The sequence below is a fragment of the Pseudomonas sp. 3JA genome (genome assembly GCF_036961705.1).
Taxonomy (GTDB): Bacteria; Pseudomonadota; Gammaproteobacteria; order Pseudomonadales; family Pseudomonadaceae; genus Aquipseudomonas; species Aquipseudomonas fluorescens_Q.
In genome coordinates, this window is sequence record NZ_JBAMDJ010000026.1 from 50117 (window position 1) to 67525 (window position 17409).

Sequence of the window (17409 nt, forward strand, 5' to 3'; positions counted from 1 at the left end):
CTTGGGGCCGCTTCGCAGCCCAGCGGGAGCAAGCTCCCTCGCCACAGGGGGGGCGGGCTCTCCACAGAAGTTGGATGTCACCACTCAATTCTCCTGCTCCCGATAAGCCCCCGGCGTCAGCCCCGTCCACTTCTTGAACGCCCGGTGAAACGCCGATGGTTCGGAGAACCCCAACTGCTCGGCAATTTGCTGCAACGACAGGTCCGCCCGCCCCAAGTGGTAGATGGCGATATCCCGCCGCAGCTGATCCTTGAGTTCCTGGAAGCTGGTGCCTTCTTCACGCAAATGCCGGCGCAAGGTCTGCGGGCTGATGTGCAGATGGCCGGCGACGGTGTCCAGGTCGGGCCAGCGGGCGGTGTCGCGGCTGAGCAGGCGGCGCAGTTGGCTGCTCAGGCTATGGCCATCGTCCGGGCGCGACAGCAGGTCGGCGGGGGAGCGTTCGAGGAAGTGCTTGAGGGTGCGTTCGTCCTGCAGCAGTGGCATGCCCAGGTAACGGCTGTGGAACAACAGGCTGCTGCTGCGCGCTTCGAACACCAGCGGACAGGAAAAAAGTAAGTCGTATTCGGCACCGTGGGCGGGTTTGGTGTAGCCGAAAGTCGCCTGTTCCAGGCCGATACGCTGGCCGATCAGCCAACTGGCCAGGCGATGCCAGACTACCAGCAAGCTTTCAGTCAGAAAATGATCCGGGTCCCACAGCGTCGAATCGTCCAGCACCAGCCGCACTCGCTCGCCTTCGGCTTCCAGGGTCAGGCTCGGCGCGTCGGGGAACAGACTGTAGAACAGCAAGCCGCGTTGAAGGGCCTTGCCCAGGGTCCGACAGTGGATCAACGCGTGACACATCATGGCAAACGTCCCGGGTTTACTCGCAGCCCTACCGAATCCCAGGTATTCGTCCCCCAATGCCAGCCACAGCGCCTGCAACAGGCGCGCGAACTGCTCGGGCGCAATCCGCGCGCGCGGCTCGTCCAACAGCTCTGGGCTGATGCCCAGCTGTTGCAGCACAGGAACATAGTCGAAGCCTTGCCGGCGCGCGCCGCCCAAGGCTGCGCGGGCGAAGTGGCTGGCGATCGTGCGTTGGCGCATGGCTGGAATCCGTCCGTTAAGCGGGCGATGGTAGCAGGGCACTGCGGCCCGACAAGGCGGATATCCGCCAAATCCCGGAGTGATAAACACCCCGTGGGCGGAAATCCGCCACATTCCACGCCCGTGTTTAACTCGTGAATAATTCCAGAACCCTTCTGCGACAGCGCTTGTAGGGGTTTTCTGAAAAATGGCACGAGCCTTGCGATACAGCACACAGGTCTGCCGCGTGCAGCCGACAAAAAACAAATCCCTCCAGTGCAGGAGGGTTCGCAATTGAGGTGCCGTGGACGACAGGTGGAAGTCGTCAAACGGGACTCTTGAGGAAGGTTTGCCATGACGACTCGTCAGCCACTGTACAAATCCTTGTATTTCCAAGTGATCGTAGCCATTGCCATCGGCATTTTGCTCGGCCACTTCTACCCGCAGACTGGTGTTGCCCTCAAGCCGTTCGGTGACGGGTTCATCAAACTGATCAAAATGGTCATCGCCCCCATCATTTTCTGTACCGTCGTCAGCGGCATCGGCGGTATGCAGAACATGAAATCGGTCGGCAAGACCGGCGGCTATGCGCTGCTGTACTTTGAAATTGTCTCCACCATCGCCCTGCTGATCGGCCTGGTCGTGGTTAACATCGTGCAACCGGGTGTAGGCATGCACATCGATGTATCGACCCTGGACACCAGCAAGATCGCCGGTTTCATCAATGCCAGTAAAGACCAGAGCATCATCGCCTTTATCCTCAACGTGATCCCGAACACCATCGTCGGCGCGTTCGCCAACGGTGACATCCTGCAAGTACTGATGTTCTCGGTGCTCTTCGGTTTCGCTTTGCATCGCCTGGGTGCCTACGGCAAGCCCGTGCTGGATTTCATCGATCGCTTCGCCCATGTGATGTTCATCATCATCAACATGATCATGAAGCTGGCGCCGATCGGTGCGTTCGGTGCCATGGCCTTCACCATCGGCGCCTACGGTGTCGGTTCGCTGGTGCAACTGGGCCAGCTGATGATCTGCTTCTATATCACCTGCGTGGTGTTCGTGCTGGTAGTACTGGGCGCCATCTGCCGCGCCCACGGCTTCAGCGTCGTCAAGCTGATTCGCTACATCCGTGAAGAACTGCTGATCGTGCTGGGCACTTCCTCGTCGGAATCGGCCCTGCCACGCATGCTGATCAAGATGGAGCGCCTGGGTGCCAAGAAGTCGGTCGTAGGCCTGGTCATCCCGACTGGCTACTCGTTCAACCTCGACGGTACGTCGATCTACCTGACCATGGCCGCGGTGTTCATCGCCCAGGCCACCGATACCCCGATGGACCTGACTCACCAGATCACCCTGCTGTTGGTGCTGCTGCTGTCGTCCAAAGGTGCGGCTGGCGTAACCGGTAGTGGCTTCATCGTGCTGGCGGCCACCCTGTCGGCCGTGGGCACCTTGCCGGTGGCCGGTCTGGCACTGATTCTGGGTATCGACCGCTTCATGTCCGAAGCTCGCGCCCTGACCAACCTGGTAGGCAACGCCGTTGCCACGATCGTGGTTGCCAAGTGGGTCAAGGAACTGGACGAAGATCAGTTGCAGACCGAGCTGGCTTCCGGTGGTCGCGGTATCGACGATGTTCGTGAAGATGACGAGCAGATCGCGGCGGCGCAGATTGCAGCGGCTGAGTCCTCTGCTCCAGGCACTGTGAAGTAATCTTCAGGCTGTAATGAAAAACCCGCTTCGGCGGGTTTTTTATTGGAAGAACTCTTCCGTCGAGGAGGCTTCTGTGGCGAGGGAGCTTGCTCCCGCTGGGTTGCGAAGCGACCCTAAGATGTATCTGCCACCGCTGTGCTTCAGACAAATGGCGGGGGGGCTGCTGCGCAGCCCAGCGGGAGCAAGCTCCCTCGCCACAAGAGCTCTCACGCTGAGCGCAATGGTCATCCAGACTGGCACCTGCGGTGATTGCCCTACCACCAACCCCTGCCTAGTCTTTAGCCATCACCCACCGGAGATCGCTATGCAAGGCCCACTGGCATCGCTCAAGGTTCTGGATTTCTCGACCCTGCTGCCCGGCCCGTTTGCCTCGCTGTTGCTGGCAGACATGGGGGCCGAGGTGTTGCGCATCGAGTCGCCGACCCGCCAGGACCTGCTGCGGGTGCTGCCGCCCCATGATCAGGGCTCCTCGGCCAGCCACGCCTACCTCAACCGTAACAAACGCAGCCTGGCCCTGGACCTCAAGCAACCGGAAGCGTTGGCGGTGGTCACGCAATTGCTGAAGGACTACGACATCCTGCTGGAACAGTTCCGCCCCGGCGTGATGGAGCGGTTGGGCCTGGGATACGAAGCCTTGAAAGCCATCAATCCGCGGCTGATCTACGTGTCGATCACCGGCTACGGCCAGACCGGGCCCTACAAGGACCGCGCCGGTCACGACATCAATTACCTGGCCCTGGCGGGGCTGGCCAGCCACACCGGCCGCGCCGACAGCGGTCCGTTGCCGCTGGGGATCCAGGCGGCGGACATCGCCGGAGGTTCGTTGCATGGGGTGATCGGGCTGTTGGCGGCGGTCATCGCCCGCCAGCAAACCGGTCAGGGGCAGCATCTTGACGTGAGCATGACTGACTGTGTGTTCAGCCTCAACGCCATGGCCGGTGCCGGTTACCTGGCCTGCGGTGTCGAGCCGGAGCGGGAAAAACAGATGCTCAACGGCGGCAGCTTCTATGACTATTACCGTACCCGCGATGGTCGCTGGATGTCGGTGGGTAGCCTGGAACCGGTGTTCATGCAGGCGTTGTGCGAGGCCTTGGGACGGCCGGAACTGGCGGCTCAGGGGTTGTCGCCCAAGCCTGAACAACAGCACGCTCTTAAGCAGGCGCTGCAAGCCGAGTTTGAAAAACGCGATTTTGCCGAGCTGTGCAGCCTGTTTGCCGGGATCGATGCCTGCGTCGAGCCGGTCCTGAGCCTGGAGGAAGCTGTTCGGCATCCGCAGTTACAGGCTCGGGAGCTGGTGACACAGGTGCCCCGGGGTGATGGTTCAAGCCAGGCGCAGATGGCTTGTCCGTTGAGATTTTCCGGAGGGTTGCCTGATCCTCGGCATATTGGCGCGGGATTGGGGGCGCATACGGATCAGGTGTTGGGGGAGTTGGGGTTCAGTGCGCAGCGGATCGCTCAATTGCGGGATGCCAAGGTGATTTTGTAGTGCCCTTTAGGGCCTCTTCGCGGGCAAGCCCAGACACTACAAAAGCCTGCTATTCCACCCGGGTTTCTCCACTGAACACCAAGGTATTGCGACAGCTACGGCACAAATACCGCCGCCCCTGGCGCACCAGGCTGTGGCGCTGGGCCGAGAACGGGAAGTCGCTGCCGTCGCAGGGGCATTTGTAGATGTAGCGGGTCACGCTGCGGCGTTTGATTTCGTAGGTGTGGCAGCGGTTGGGCGGTAGTTCGTACACCCCGCGCATGATCAGTTGCCATTCTTCGCCATGGGGCTGGATGCGTTCGCCAAACAGTTGATGGGCGATCAGGTGCGCGACTTCATGGGCGACGGTCTGCTTGAGGAAGTCTTCAGCGTTTTCCCGGTACAACTGTGGATTGAAGCGCAGCAGATTCTCATGCAGGTGCGCAACACCGGCCTTCTGGCCACGCAATTTGAAGCTGACCACCGGGCGTTTGAAAGGACGTTTGAAAAAGGATTCGGCTTGTTGGTAACACTCTTCGACGCGGGTATTGAGTTGCTCGAGCATGCTTTACGGGTCTCCAGAAGCCCGAGTATGCCGCAAGCATCGGCCGTTGCGAATCGTCCAGGCGCCCAGCGGTCGTGTCGAGCGGCTCAAACACAGGAAGGCCGCCTTGCGGCGGCCTGTGTCGGCAGATCCTGTTTTTATTGGAGGGTACTATCGGGACCGTTTCAATCCTTCAATTGGTATAGACCGGGCCGACGCCGAGCCCCCAGACAATCACCGTGAACGCCATGATGGCTACCAGCACCACCAGGCCTACGGCGAGCACCGAACTGGAAAACAGAAAACCTTCGTCCTGGGGAATGTTCATGAACGTCGGCAAGCCCACATACAGCAGGTAGACCGTGTAGCAGATCGCCGCCGTGCCGACGATCATCCCCAGCCACATGTGCGGGTAGAGCGCCGCCAGGCCGCCGATGAACAACGGTGTCGCGGTGTAGGTGGCGAACGCGACGCAACGGGCCAGGCTCGGGTTGGCGTCATAGGTTCGGGCCATCCAGTGGATGAAGGCGCCCATCACTGCCACACCGCCCAACATGGCCAGGTACGACATGACGGTCATCCACAGCGCACTTTCCTGGGTAAGCATGACCGGTGCACGATTGCCGATGACCCATCCCACCTGCGTGGTGCCGATGAACGCCGATACCGCGGGAATGGCCGCCAGGATCAGCGTATGGGTGAGGTACATGTGGCTGATGCTTTCCTCCTGATCGCCACGGATTTCTTTCCATTCTTGATCAGGGTGGGTAAAGAGCCCCACGACATGATGGATCATAGTCAGTCACTCCTTTGTTATTGCCATCGCCCCCCAACGGAGCGCCTACGGGCCAAATGGCCGGGTAAGTAAAGGTCTGTAAGTGTGTGCGACCTTATGTCGCAGTATAGAAAGGAGTCACCCCAAGGGGGATGGTGGGCTTAGAGCAAATCGCGCTGTAAAGGAGCAGGTTAATCGCGGCTTGATCTGTATGCGTAATTCTCAGGCGAAGAGATTCATGTGGCGAGGGAGCTTGCTCCCGCTGGACTGCGCAGCAGGCCCCTGCGTTCTGTCCGGCACCGCGGTGATACATACATTTTCGGGGCTGCTTCGCACCCCAGCGGGAGCAAGCTCCCTCGCCACAGGGGGGCGGTGCCATACGGGAGGTTTTTTGCGTAAAATGCCGGCCTTTCGTCACACCTCACGGATTTCGCGTCATGGGCACTCTTACGGTCAACCAGAACAAACTGCAAAAGCGCCTGCGCCGCCTGGCCGGTGAGGCGGTCGCCGATTTCAACATGATCGAGGACGGCGACAAGGTCATGGTCTGCCTGTCCGGCGGCAAGGACAGCTACACCTTGCTCGATGTGCTGATGCATCTGCAGAAGGTTGCGCCGATCAAGTTCGACATCGTCGCGGTAAACATGGACCAGAAGCAGCCCGGGTTCCCCGAGCATGTGCTGCCGGCCTACCTTGAATCGCTGGGTGTGGAATATCACATCGTCGAGAAAGACACCTATTCGGTGGTCAAGGAACTGATTCCCGAAGGCAAGACCACCTGTTCGCTGTGCTCACGCCTGCGGCGCGGAACGCTCTACACCTTCGCCGACGAGATCGGCGCAACCAAGATGGCCCTGGGGCACCATCGCGACGACATCGTCGAGACCTTTTTCCTGAACATGTTCTACAACGGCTCGCTCAAGGCCATGCCGCCCAAGCTGCGAGCCGATGACGGGCGCAACGTGGTGATCCGGCCATTGGCCTATTGCAGCGAGAAAGACATCCAGGCCTATTCGGATTTCAAGCAATTCCCGATCATCCCCTGCAACCTGTGCGGCTCCCAGGAAAACCTGCAACGTCAGGTGGTCAAGGAAATGCTCCAGGAGTGGGAGCGCAAGACGCCGGGCCGTACCGAGAGCATTTTCCGCGGCTTGCAGAACGTCATTCCGTCGCAACTGGCGGACCGCAACCTGTTCGACTTCACCAACCTGCGCATCGACGAAAACGCCACGCCGCGGTTCGTCAATGTGGTGAACCTCTGACGGCGCCAACCGCTCTATTCACGGCGCCAATGGCTATAAGGGCCACTGGCGCCGTTTTCATTTCCGACCCCAGGAGAGGGCATGCGCGATTACAAGTGGCTGCACGAGTATTGTCTGAACCGCTTCGGTTCGGCGGCTGAACTGGAAGCCCACCTGCCGGTTCCCAAGACCCCGGCGCAACTGCGCAAGATCGGCGACGACCGCTACCTTTCGACCATGGCGCTGCGGGTGTTCCGCGCCGGGCTCAAGCACAGCCTGGTGGACGCCAAGTGGCCGGCGTTCGAAGAGGTGTTCTTCAAGTTCGATCCGGAGAAAGTCGTGCTGATGAGCGCCGAGCACCTGGAGCGGTTGATGCAGGACGTGCGGATCATCCGCCATCTGGGCAAGCTCAAGAGCGTACCGCGCAACGCGCAACTGATATTGGACGTGGCCCACGAAAAGGGCAGCTTCGCCGCACTGGTCGCCGACTGGCCAGTGACCGACATCGTCGGCCTGTGGACGTACCTGAAAAAACGCGGCCATCAACTGGGCGGCCTGTCGGCGCCGCGCTTTTTGCGGATGATGGGCAAGGACACCTTCGTGCCCAGTTATGACGTGGTGGCCGCGCTCAATGCCCAGAAGATCATCGACAAAGTCCCCAGCAGCCAGCGGGACCTGGCGACGGTGCAGAATGCCTTCAACCAGTGGCATGAAGAGAGCGGGGGAAGGCCCATGAGCCAGATATCGATGATGCTGGCGTATACCGTGAATCATTGAGACCGCGTTGCGGCCATCGCGAGCAAGCTCGCTCCCACAGGGACTCGATGGCACCCTGTGTGCGAGCTTGCTCGCGATAGCGGTATATCAGGCGACGGAGACATCTCCCTCGCCCGCCAACCGTCGATTCAACTGAAACCGCCACCGCACATACAACAACGCCGAGCAGAACACCGCCACGCTCGCCGCCATTTCCAGCACACCGAACAGCTGACGGTTCGGGTCATAGGCTGCCAGTGCGCCCTTGATGAAGTACAGGTTCACCACGAAGCACATCCATGAGTGTCCACGGGCGCTGCCGCTGAGCATGCCGGGCGCGAGTATCAGCAGCGGCACCAGTTCGATCAGCAGAATCACCCAGGGCCGCGCGCCGTGCAGGTCGGCGATCAGCAGGTAATAGGCGCTGAGCAACCCCACCAGGCCGAAAAAGCACAGCAGGCTGAGAACGCGAGCCAGGCGTACGCGCGGTTCGAGCCATTGGATGGAAGGCAGGATCTTCGGCTTCTTAGCCACGGCCGTTCTCCAGCAACAGGGCGGTTTTCGCCAGGCGCAAACCCAGGGCGCGGCACAGGGCAACCTCATGTTCGTTCAAGCCGCTTTTACCGTCGGCCCCGGCGTGATGGCTCGGGCCGTAGGGCGTGCCACCGCCCTGGGTGTCGATCAGGGCCGATTCGCTGTAGGGCAGGCCGGTGATCAGCATGCCGTGGTGCAGCAGCGGCAGCATCATCGACAGCAGGGTGGTTTCCTGGCCGCCGTGCAGGCTCGCGGTGGAGGTGAACACCCCGGCCGGTTTGCCCACCAGCGCGCCGGTCAGCCACAGGTTGCTGGTGCCGTCGAGAAAGTACTTGAGCGGCGCGGCCATGTTGCCGAAACGGGTCGGGCTGCCCAAGGCCAGGCCAGCGCAGTTCTTCAGGTCATCGAGGCTGGCGTAGAGCGGGCCTTGTTCTGGGATGTCTGGCGAAACCGCTTCGCACTCGGCGGAAATGGCCGGCACCGTACGCAACCTGGCTTCCAGCCCGGCCTGCTCGACACCACGGGCGATCTGCCGGGCCATTTCGTTGGTGGCGCCACTGCGGCTGTAATACAACACCAGGATGTACGGCGTGGTCACGGCAGGATCTCCAGGATCTTCTCCGGCGGACGGCCGATCACGGCCTTTTCCCCGGCTTCCAGAATCGGCCGTTCCATGAGTTTCGGGTGGGCGGCGATGGCTGCGATCAACTGGGCCTGGCTCAGGCTTTCGTCGGCCAGGTTCAAATCTTTGTATTCGTCCTCGCCGGTGCGCAGCAATTGCCGGGCGGTGATGCCGAGCTTGCCCAGCAGACGCTCCAGGTGCGCGGCGTCGAGCGGGGTTTCCAGGTAGCGGACCACGGTGGGCGTCAGGCCACGGGCCTCCAACAGTTCCAGCGCACCGCGGGATTTCGAGCAGCGCGGGTTGTGATAAAGCGTCAGATCGGTCATGAGTGGGTCGCATCTTGCGTAAGGTGGCGGCTATTCTACTGTGCCGCGAAGCCCCTAGCACCTGAGAGAGGCGACGGGTCGCAGCAGCGTTCACATTCAGACAAGGATTGGCACATGGCAAGGCGATTGACGGCGGCACTGACATTTATCGGCATTTTGTTGCTCGCCGGCTGCGGGAACGACTACGGCGTGGACCAGAACGGCCAGGCCATTGCCTCGCAGCGGCTGGACAAACAATGGGTGGTGCTCAACTACTGGGCCGAATGGTGCGCGCCATGCCGTACCGAAATCCCGGAATTCAATGCCTTGGCCGAACAGCTCAAGGGGCGCAACGTCGGTGTATTCGGGGTCAACTTCGACCAGGTGCAGGGCGAAGAACTCAAGAGCGCCAGCGACAAGATGGGGATTCGCTTCACGGTGCTGGCCCGGGATCCGGCCGAGATCTTCGACCTTCCTCGCAGCGAAGGGCTACCGGTGACGTACATCATCGACAACAAGGGCAAGGTGCGCGAGCAGTTGCTGGGGGAGCAGACGGCGGCGGGGGTGATGGCCAAGCTTGAAGCGTTGCAGGCGTTCAAATAACCCCTGTCATGGCTGAGGGCTTGTGTGGCGAGGGAGCTTGCTCCCGCTGGGCTGCGCAGCAGCCCCAAAATGTATCTGTCACCACGGTGTCGGACAGGACGCAGGGGCCTGCTGCGCAGTCCAGCGGGAGCAAGCTCCCTCGCCACAGGGGGGCTCGTCAGCTTCAGCCCTCTTCCAACCACCACCGCAGCGGCTTGCCCTGGGCCGGCCAGAAGCGTATTTGCTCGATGGGCGAGATGTCCCAGCGCTCGACCTTTTCCAGGGCCTGCAAGAAGCGCGTTTCTTGCTCCATCACCGCCGGGGCGCAGAGTTTGCGCGTGCTGCCGATCTTGCCGAAGCTCAAACGGTGGCCTTCCAGGGTATAGGGCGCGAACCAGTGGTTGCAGCCGCCATTGCCATAGGCGCGACCGTCATCCCCAAGGGTGATGGTCAGGTGGCTGTAGTCCATCAATGGCCGTTCACCGATCCACTCCAGGATGTAGCTGCGGTTATGTTGCAGCTGTACAGGTTCAGCGGCACAGCCCATCAGGCTCATGCCGATCAACGCGGACAGGGCCAAACGTTTCATCAGGCGGCTTCCTGGCATTTCGGGCACAGGTGTTTTTCACCCACGGTGATCCAGCCCAGTTCGGCGATCCGTGCGGAGGCGGCCGGTTTTTCGGCCTTGACGCCGAGCTTGGCATCGACGGCGAATTCGAAGCTCAGTTCCTTGGCGCAGCTGTCGCAGTTGACCTGCCAGGTGTGGATCGCCAGTTCGCCGAACACCGGGCCGGTGGTCATGGCGGTCCATTGGCCCATGGGCTTGAGCAGGTGCCGCACGGTGTCCACGGTCAGGCGCATGGACAAGTCCTTGCTGCCCTTGAGCGTGACGAGCAACACATCGTTGGCCTGGATCGAACCGCCATTGCCGGTGACCTGGTAGCGGCCCGGCGCCAGTGCGCGGACTTCGGTCAAGGTGTGCTGCGGGTTCATCAGGGTGTAGCGGAAATCGTGTTCGGCCATGGGTCCTCCAAATAGGCGCGACATGCTAGCACGGGGCATGGCTTTGGATGCTCCATAAGGGATCTGACCGACGAAACTCCATCCCTGTGCGAGCTCGCGATGGCGTCAGCCCAGACAACCCACAACCCGTGGCGAGGGAGCTTGCTCCCGCTCGGCTGCGCAGCAGTCGCCAACCGGATCATGCGGTCCGGCTGAAAAAATGCAGAGGCCTGCTTCGCAGGCCAGCGGGAGCAAGCTCCCTCGATACATTGGGTTTGTGTGAAGCCGAAATTGGAGCTCGACCAAAGTCCCTGTGTGAGCGAGCTCCTACAGGGGGGGGCTGGCTAGAGCGGATCAGCCATCCACCAGGTTTTGCGGCGTGCCGGCTGCCCAGGCGGCGATGTTGTCCAGGGTGGTCATGGCAATCGCCGCCAAGGCTTCATGGGTCAGGAACGCCTGGTGAGCGGTGACGATCACGTTGGGGAAGGTCAACAGCCGGGCCAGCACGTCGTCCTGCAAGGGCAGGTCGGAGCGGTCCTTGAAAAACAGCTGGGCTTCTTCCTCGTAGACATCCAGGCCCAGATAGCCCAGCTGGCCGCTTTTCAACGCCTCGATCAAGGCCGGTGTGTCCACCAGGCCGCCACGCCCGGTATTGATCAGCATGGCGCCGCGTTGCATCGCAGCAAGCGATTGGGCATTGATCAGGTGTCGGCTTTGTTCATTGAGCGGGCAATGCAGGCTGATGATCTGCGCCTGCGCGAGCAGCTCGGCCAAGGGCAGGTAGCGGGCGCCCAAGGCTTCGACCTGCGGGTTGGGGTAGGGGTCATAGGCCAGCAACTGGCAGCCGAAGCCTGCCATGATCCGTGCGAACGTCGCGCCGATCTGCCCGGTGCCGATCACGCCAACGGTCTTGCCCACCAGATCGAACCCGGTCAGCCCATGAAGGCTGAAATTGCCGTCCCGGGTGCGGTTGTAAGCGCGGTGCAGGCAGCGATTGAGGGCCATGATCAATGCCACGGCATGTTCGGCCACGGCATGGGGCGAGTAGGCCGGCACCCGGACGATGCTCAAGCCCAGGCGCTGGGCGGCGAGCAGGTCGACGTGGTTGTAGCCGGCCGAGCGCAGGGCGATCAGCCGCGTGCCGCCTTCGGCCAGTTGCTCCAGCACCGGGGCGCTGAGGTCATCGTTGATGAAGGCACACACCACTTCATGCCGTTCGGCCAGGGCCACGGTGTCGAGGTTCAGGCGGGCGGGCTGGAATTGCAATTGAAGGCCTGCGGGCGTCGGGGCCTTGGTGAAACTGTCGCGGTCGTAGGTCTGGCTGCTGAAAAAAATCACGCGCATGGCGGCCTCCTGGCATTGGAATAGACCCAGCTTAACCGCCATCGCTCCGGTCGCCATTGCCCTGGATCAGGCGCTGATACGCGCCTCGCTGGCCAGGCGGTTGATGGCCCGCTCCAATTCTTCCAGGGCGTCGGCGGCCTTGGGATCCTGTTGCTTGAGCAGGGTTTCGCTGCGCTGGCAGGCCGCCCGCAATTGCGGTACGCCGCAGTAGCGGGTGGCGCCGTGCAGGCGGTGGACGCGTTCGATCAGTGCGTTGTGATCGTTGGCCTCGATGGCCTGGCGGATCGCTTCGCGGTCGGCTTCCAGGGAGGCCAGCAGCATCGCCAGCATGTCCGCCGCCAGGTCAGCCTTGCCGGCGGCCAGGCGAAGGCCTTCTTCGTGATCGAGCACCAACAGTTCGCTGCCGCCCGGGGCATCGCCGCTGCGCTCCGGTGACTGGTTGCGCAGGGCCAGGCCAGTCCATTTGAGCACCACCTGGGCCAGTTGCCGCTCGCTGATGGGTTTGGTCAGGTAATCATCCATGCCACTTTGCAGCAGGGCGCGCTTTTCGTTGGCCATGGCGTGGGCGGTGAGGGCGACGATCGGCAGCGGTGTGCAGTGCCGCTCGCTTTCCCACTGGCGGACCGCCTCGGTGCTCTGGCGACCGTCCATGCCGGGCATCTGCACGTCCATCAAGACCAGGTCGAAGGTTTCCTTCTGCACGGCCTTGACCGCCGCATAGCCGCTCTCCACGGCCAGCACCTTGGCGCCCATGTCTTCGAGCAGGGTCTGCACCAGCAGCAGGTTGGCCGGGTTGTCGTCCACGCACAGCACTTTCGGGGCGCGGCTGGATACCGGTTCGTGGGGGTCGCTGCGGGTCGGGCGCGGGTTGACCAGGTCGGAAAGCGCGCGGCGCAACTTGCGGGTGCAGGCCGGCTTGGCCTGGAGCTGGCTGTGAGGGTTGGGCACCGAGAGGTGGTACAGGGTCTGTTCGGTGGTGGGGCACAGCACGAGTACTTTGCAACCCAGGTGCTCAAGGTCCCAGATGTGTTGGTTGAGGCGCTCCGGTGGCATGTCGTTGCTGGTGATGCCCAGCACGGCCAGGTCGATCGCCTGATCGGTCTGGTGGGCAATGGTGATGCCGTTGGTCAAGCTTTCCAGGGTGTTGAACGGCGTCACTTGCAGGCCACAGTCTTCAAGCTGGTGCTGCAAGGCCTGGCGGGCCAGTTCGTGATTCTCCAGCACCGCTACACGCCGGCCCAGCAACGGTGGGCCCGGCAGGTCCTCGGCATCGTCACGGGTCTTGGGCAGGCGCAGGCTGATCCAGAATTCCGAGCCTTCGCCCGGTGTGCTGTCGACGCCGATCTCCCCGCCCATCTGTTCCACCAGGCGCTTGGAAATCACCAGGCCCAAGCCGGTGCCCCCCGGTTGCCGCGACAGCGAGTTGTCAGCCTGGCTGAACGCCTGGAACAGCGCCCGCACATCCTGGTTGGACAGGCCGATGCCGGTGTCCTGGATGCTGATGCGCAACTGCACGCTGTCTTCGTGCTCGTCTTCGAGCATGGCCCGGGCGACGATGGTGCCCTCGCGGGTGAACTTGATGGCGTTGCTCACCAGGTTGGTGAGGATCTGCTTGAGGCGCAGCGGATCGCCCACCAGCGACAGTGGCGTGTCCCGGTAGACCAGGCTCACCAGTTCCAACTGCTTGGCATGGGCGGCGGGGGCGAGGATGGTCAGGGTGTCCTGCAGCAGGTCCCGCAAGTTGAACGGAATGCTGTCGAGCACCAGCTTGCCGGCCTCGATCTTCGAAAAGTCGAGGATCTCGTTGATGATCCCCAGCAGGCTGTCGGCGGATTTTTCAATGGTACCCAGGTAGTCGAGCTGGCGTGGGGTCAGTTCGCTTTTCTGCAACAGGTGGGTAAAGCCGAGGATACCGTTGAGCGGCGTGCGGATTTCATGGCTCATGTTCGCCAGGAACTCGGATTTGATCCGGCTCGCTTCCAGGGCTTCCTTGCGAGCCAGGTCCAGCTCGATGTTCTGGATCTCGATGGTTTCCAGGTTCTGGCGCACGTCCTCGGTGGCCTGGTCGATGCTGTGCTGCAATTCTTCCTGGGCGTTCTGCAAGGTACTGGCCATGCGGTTGATGCCCGAGGCCAGTTCGTCCAGCTCCTGGCTGCCCAGCGGCGGCAGGCGGGTTTCCAGGTGACCGTCCTTGAGCTGTGCCACGGCCTGCTTGATCTGGCTCAGCGGGCGGTTGATCGTGCGGCCCATGCGCAGGGCCAGCAAGCCGGTCAGGCACAGGCCAGCGGCGATCAGCAGCAGGCTGGCGAACAGGCTGCGATAGCCGCGCAGCAACATACCGCTGTGGGACAACTCCAACTCGACCCAGCCCAACAGGCGGTCGGCTTCTTCGGGAATCAGTTCCCCCGCCAGGTTGCGGTGCTTGCCGAATACCGGCAGCAAGTAGCGCGTGGCGTCGTTGCCAGTGCGTTGCAGTAGCTGCGTGCTGTTGCCCTCCGGCGCCCGGTTGAGCATGGTCGGGCCGGCGTGGGCCAGTGGTACGCGGTCGGGGGCGAGGAAGGTGACGGCGCGCACGTCCGCCTGTTCGAGGGACTGGGTGGCGATGCGCTCCAGTAGATCGATGTCCTGGCGGCTCATGGCTGGGGCGACCAGCGGCGCAAGTTGTTCGGCGATCATTTCACCGCGTTGCAACAACTGGGCATGCAGCTCCGATTGCTGCATCCAGGTGAAATAGCCGCCCAGGACCAGCGCCATCAGGCTGGTCGGCAACAGGGTCAGCAACAGCACACGGCCTTTGATTCCCAGTTTCTTGAGCACACTTGTCTCCTGCATCCAGCGTCTGATTGAGCGGTGCGCGCATCCAGCACGCAGTACCTGCGCAGTGTAGCGATTTGCGGGCGGGCGATCTTCGTAAAAATCATGTCACGGTCCTGGCACCTTCGCCTGCTCGTCTTTGGGGCTGCTGTGCAGCCCAGCGGGAGCAAGCTCCCTCGCCACGCGACCTGCTTATTCCCATAAGCCATAACCCCCTTACTTTGCGTGATATGGCCGCGCCAGGTTTGCCGGTATGATAGGCGCCCCCGCAGTCCGGATTGCGAATACGCCATGACTCTGCAGTACCCAACCATCGCCGATTGCGTCGGCAACACTCCGCTGGTCCGTTTGCAACGCTTGCCCGGCGTGACCACTAATACGCTTTTGCTCAAGCTCGAAGGGAATAACCCGGCGGGTTCGGTCAAGGACCGGCCGGCGCTGTCGATGATCACCCGTGGCGAATTGCGCGGGCAGATCCGGCCTGGCGACACGCTGATCGAGGCGACCTCCGGCAACACCGGTATTGCCCTGGCGATGGCGGCGGCGATCAAGGGCTACAAGATGATCCTGATCATGCCCGACAATTCCAGCGCCGAGCGCAAGGCAGCGATGACAGCCTACGGTGCCGAGTTGATCCTGGTGACTCAGGAGCAGGGCATGGAAGGCGCCCGGGACCTGGCCGAGCGCATGCAGGCCGAGGGGCGTGGCAAAGTGCTGGACCAGTTCGCCAACGGCGACAATCCAGAGGCCCACTACACCTCCACCGGCCCTGAGATCTGGCGCCAGACCGACGGCACCATCACCCATTTCGTCAGCTCGATGGGCACCACCGGCACCATCATGGGCACCTCGCGCTACCTGAAAGAACAGAACCCGAACGTGCAGATCATTGGCCTGCAACCGATGGAAGGCTCGGCCATCCCCGGCATTCGTCGCTGGCCCGAGGAATATCTGCCGAAGATCTACCAGGCCGACCGCGTGGATCGCATCATCGACATGGCCCAGAGCGAAGCCGAGGACACCACCCGCCGGCTGGCGCGCGAGGAGGGCATCTTCTGCGGCGTGTCTTCGGGCGGTGCCGTGGCGGGGATGCTGCGCCTGTCCAAGGAAGTTGAAAACGCGGTGATCGTCGCGATCATCTGTGACCGTGGCGACCGTTACCTGTCGACCGGCATTTTCGACGCGCCCAACTGATGGCCAAGCAAGAGAGAGGTCTGCGCTTCCAGCCCAGCGGCGGAAGCCGGGCCCCGCAAGTGCCCACCGGCAAGAAGCAGCGCTTGACCATCGAGCGCCTGGCCAACGACGGTCGGGGCATCGCCTTTATTGAAGGGCGTACCTGGTTTGTCATCGGCGCCCTGGCCGGCGAAGAAGTCGAGGCGCGGGTGCTCGGTGCCCATGGCAAAGTGGTCGAGGCCCGTACCGAGCGCGTGTTCCTGCCCAGTGAACTGCGACGTGCGGCGCCGTGCGTCCATGCTGGTCGCTGCGGCGGTTGCAGCGTCCAACATTTGCCCCATGACGAACAACTTGCCCTGAAACAGCGCATGCTCGCCGAGCAGTTGTCGCGGGTGGCCGGGGTGGTGCCAGAGGAATGGACCGCGCCCTTGAGCGGGCCGGAATTCGGTTACCGGCGTCGCGCCCGCGTGGCGGTGCGCTGGGATCAGAAGGCGAAAAAACTCGAAGTCGGTTTCCGCGCCGTCGGCAGCCAGGACATCGTCGCCATCGGTGATTGCCCTGTGCTGGTACAGCCCTTGCAGCCGATCATGAGCCGCCTGCCGGAGATGCTGCGTCGCTTGAGCAAACCCCAGGCGTTGGGGCATGTGGAATTGTTCGCCGGTTCGTCCCTCGCGGTATTGCTGCGCCACATGGCGCCGCTGTCGGAGGCCGACCTGACGATCCTCAAGGACTTCTGCGCGTTCCATGAAGCCCAGTTGTGGTTGCACGGTGAAGGTGAGCCGCAACCGGTCGAGCCCGGGCAAGCTCTCGGGTTTCGCCTGGATGCCTGGGACCTTGAGCTGGCTTACCGACCGGGGGATTTCATCCAGGTGAACGCCGGGGTCAACGAGGCGATGATCGCCCAGGCCCTGCAATGGCTGGCACCGCGAGCCGAGGAACGGGTGCTGGATCTGTTCTGCGGCCTGGGCAACTTTGCCTTGCCGCTGGCCAAAAGCGTGCGCCAGGTGGTGGCTGTTGAAGGCGTGCAGACCATGGTGGATCGTGCGGCGGCCAATGCCGTCAGTAACAATTTGAATAACACGGCCTTTTTTCAGGCCGATTTATCCCAGCCTCTGGCTGATGCCCAATGGATCGGCGAAGGCTTTTCTGCGGTACTCTTGGACCCACCCCGTGACGGTGCTTTCGAGGTGGTGCGCAAACTGTCGTCCCTGGGTGCCAAACGATTGGTCTATGTATCGTGCAACCCGGCAACTTTGGCCCGGGATACGGTCGAACTGATCAAGCAGGGCTACCGGTTAAAACGTGCCGGGATTCTCGATATGTTTCCTCAAACGGCGCATGTCGAGGCCATGGCGTTATTTGAAGCGAGCCAGGATGGCTTGTCCGACTGACCCGTTCGTGCCAACTCGCCACAGCCCTGGGCGTAAACACGGGCATCATGAAGGTCAGCGAAGTTGACGCATTGAATCTGCGTCGTAGGGAA

17 protein-coding genes are annotated in these 17409 nt (G+C 62.2%); 7 read left to right on the plus strand and 10 right to left on the minus strand.

Annotation, left to right across the window (positions count from 1 at the left end; genetic code table 11):
* Positions 1-84: 84 nt before the first annotated feature.
* Complete coding sequence (locus V7773_RS19965) at positions 85-1083, minus strand: AraC family transcriptional regulator (RefSeq protein WP_063324740.1); 999 nt, start codon at positions 1081-1083, stop codon at positions 85-87.
* Positions 1084-1416: 333 nt separating this feature from the next.
* Here V7773_RS19965 and V7773_RS19970 point away from each other — a divergent pair, with 333 nt between their 5' ends.
* Both V7773_RS19970 and V7773_RS19975 read left to right on the plus strand, forming a co-directional pair.
* Entirely contained in the window at positions 1417-2769 is a 1353-nt protein-coding gene (locus tag V7773_RS19970; RefSeq protein WP_336074676.1) for a dicarboxylate/amino acid:cation symporter, read from the plus strand.
* A 304-nt stretch (positions 2770-3073) separates the two neighbouring features.
* Positions 3074-4255 carry a CaiB/BaiF CoA transferase family protein gene (locus tag V7773_RS19975; protein WP_336074678.1) on the plus strand — a complete coding sequence of 394 codons (1182 nt, stop codon included), beginning with the start codon at positions 3074-3076 and terminating at the stop codon, positions 4253-4255.
* A gap of 49 nt (positions 4256-4304) precedes the next feature.
* Here V7773_RS19975 and V7773_RS19980 read toward each other — a convergent pair whose 3' ends face one another.
* Positions 4305-4799 (minus strand): SprT family zinc-dependent metalloprotease, encoded by a 495-nt coding sequence (locus tag V7773_RS19980; protein ID WP_003204703.1) that lies wholly within the window; start codon positions 4797-4799, stop codon positions 4305-4307.
* A gap of 172 nt (positions 4800-4971) precedes the next feature.
* The gene (locus V7773_RS19985; protein ID WP_058542562.1) at positions 4972-5574 is read right to left on the minus strand and encodes a Yip1 family protein; all 603 of its coding nucleotides are present in this window, start codon (positions 5572-5574) and stop codon (positions 4972-4974) included.
* A gap of 416 nt (positions 5575-5990) precedes the next feature.
* On the opposite strand from V7773_RS19985, the gene ttcA reads away from it, so the two are divergent.
* Both ttcA and V7773_RS19995 read left to right on the plus strand, forming a co-directional pair.
* Positions 5991-6815: a tRNA 2-thiocytidine(32) synthetase TtcA gene (gene ttcA / locus V7773_RS19990; protein ID WP_063324743.1), complete on the plus strand. Its 825-nt coding sequence runs from the start codon at positions 5991-5993 to the stop codon at positions 6813-6815.
* Between the two features lie 81 nt (positions 6816-6896).
* Positions 6897-7571 carry a DNA-3-methyladenine glycosylase I gene (locus V7773_RS19995; RefSeq protein WP_336074683.1) on the plus strand — a complete coding sequence of 225 codons (675 nt, stop codon included), beginning with the start codon at positions 6897-6899 and terminating at the stop codon, positions 7569-7571.
* A gap of 87 nt (positions 7572-7658) precedes the next feature.
* Here the strand turns inward: V7773_RS19995 and V7773_RS20000 are convergent, their stop codons facing one another.
* The 3 genes from V7773_RS20000 to arsC are packed head-to-tail and all read right to left on the minus strand — an operon-like array spanning position 7659 to position 9032.
* Positions 7659-8084 carry a DUF2069 domain-containing protein gene (locus tag V7773_RS20000; RefSeq protein WP_063324745.1) on the minus strand — a complete coding sequence of 142 codons (426 nt, stop codon included), beginning with the start codon at positions 8082-8084 and terminating at the stop codon, positions 7659-7661.
* Positions 8077-8682: an NAD(P)H:quinone oxidoreductase gene (wrbA, locus tag V7773_RS20005; RefSeq protein ID WP_336074685.1), complete on the minus strand. Its 606-nt coding sequence runs from the start codon at positions 8680-8682 to the stop codon at positions 8077-8079. The genes V7773_RS20000 and wrbA overlap by 8 nt, the downstream gene beginning before the upstream one ends.
* Positions 8679-9032, minus strand: a complete 354-nt coding sequence (arsC, locus tag V7773_RS20010) for an arsenate reductase (glutaredoxin) (RefSeq protein WP_057448610.1) — start codon at positions 9030-9032, stop codon at positions 8679-8681. Before arsC ends, wrbA begins: the two co-directional genes overlap by 4 nt.
* 114 nt (positions 9033-9146) lie before the next feature.
* Between arsC and V7773_RS20015 the strand changes: the two genes are divergently transcribed.
* Complete coding sequence (locus V7773_RS20015) at positions 9147-9614, plus strand: TlpA disulfide reductase family protein (RefSeq protein ID WP_063324746.1); 468 nt, start codon at positions 9147-9149, stop codon at positions 9612-9614.
* A 163-nt stretch (positions 9615-9777) separates the two neighbouring features.
* On the opposite strand, the gene V7773_RS20020 is transcribed toward V7773_RS20015, so the two are convergent.
* From V7773_RS20020 to V7773_RS20035, 4 genes are all read right to left on the minus strand, one after another.
* Entirely contained in the window at positions 9778-10182 is a 405-nt protein-coding gene (locus tag V7773_RS20020) for an META domain-containing protein (protein WP_003204689.1), read from the minus strand.
* Complete coding sequence (locus V7773_RS20025; protein WP_336074690.1) at positions 10182-10616, minus strand: hypothetical protein; 435 nt, start codon at positions 10614-10616, stop codon at positions 10182-10184. The genes V7773_RS20020 and V7773_RS20025 overlap by 1 nt, the downstream gene beginning before the upstream one ends.
* A 333-nt stretch (positions 10617-10949) precedes the next feature.
* Positions 10950-11939: a 2-hydroxyacid dehydrogenase gene (locus V7773_RS20030; RefSeq protein ID WP_063324748.1), complete on the minus strand. Its 990-nt coding sequence runs from the start codon at positions 11937-11939 to the stop codon at positions 10950-10952.
* A gap of 66 nt (positions 11940-12005) precedes the next feature.
* Positions 12006-14756 carry a response regulator gene (locus V7773_RS20035; protein WP_063325240.1) on the minus strand — a complete coding sequence of 917 codons (2751 nt, stop codon included), beginning with the start codon at positions 14754-14756 and terminating at the stop codon, positions 12006-12008.
* A 288-nt stretch (positions 14757-15044) separates the two neighbouring features.
* Between V7773_RS20035 and cysM the strand changes: the two genes are divergently transcribed.
* Positions 15045-15947: a cysteine synthase CysM gene (cysM, locus tag V7773_RS20040; protein WP_063324750.1), complete on the plus strand. Its 903-nt coding sequence runs from the start codon at positions 15045-15047 to the stop codon at positions 15945-15947.
* On the plus strand, positions 15947-17317 hold the full coding sequence (gene rlmD / locus V7773_RS20045; protein WP_336074693.1) for a 23S rRNA (uracil(1939)-C(5))-methyltransferase RlmD: 1371 nt from the start codon (positions 15947-15949) through the stop codon (positions 17315-17317). Before cysM ends, rlmD begins: the two co-directional genes overlap by 1 nt.
* Positions 17318-17409 lie beyond the last annotated feature (92 nt).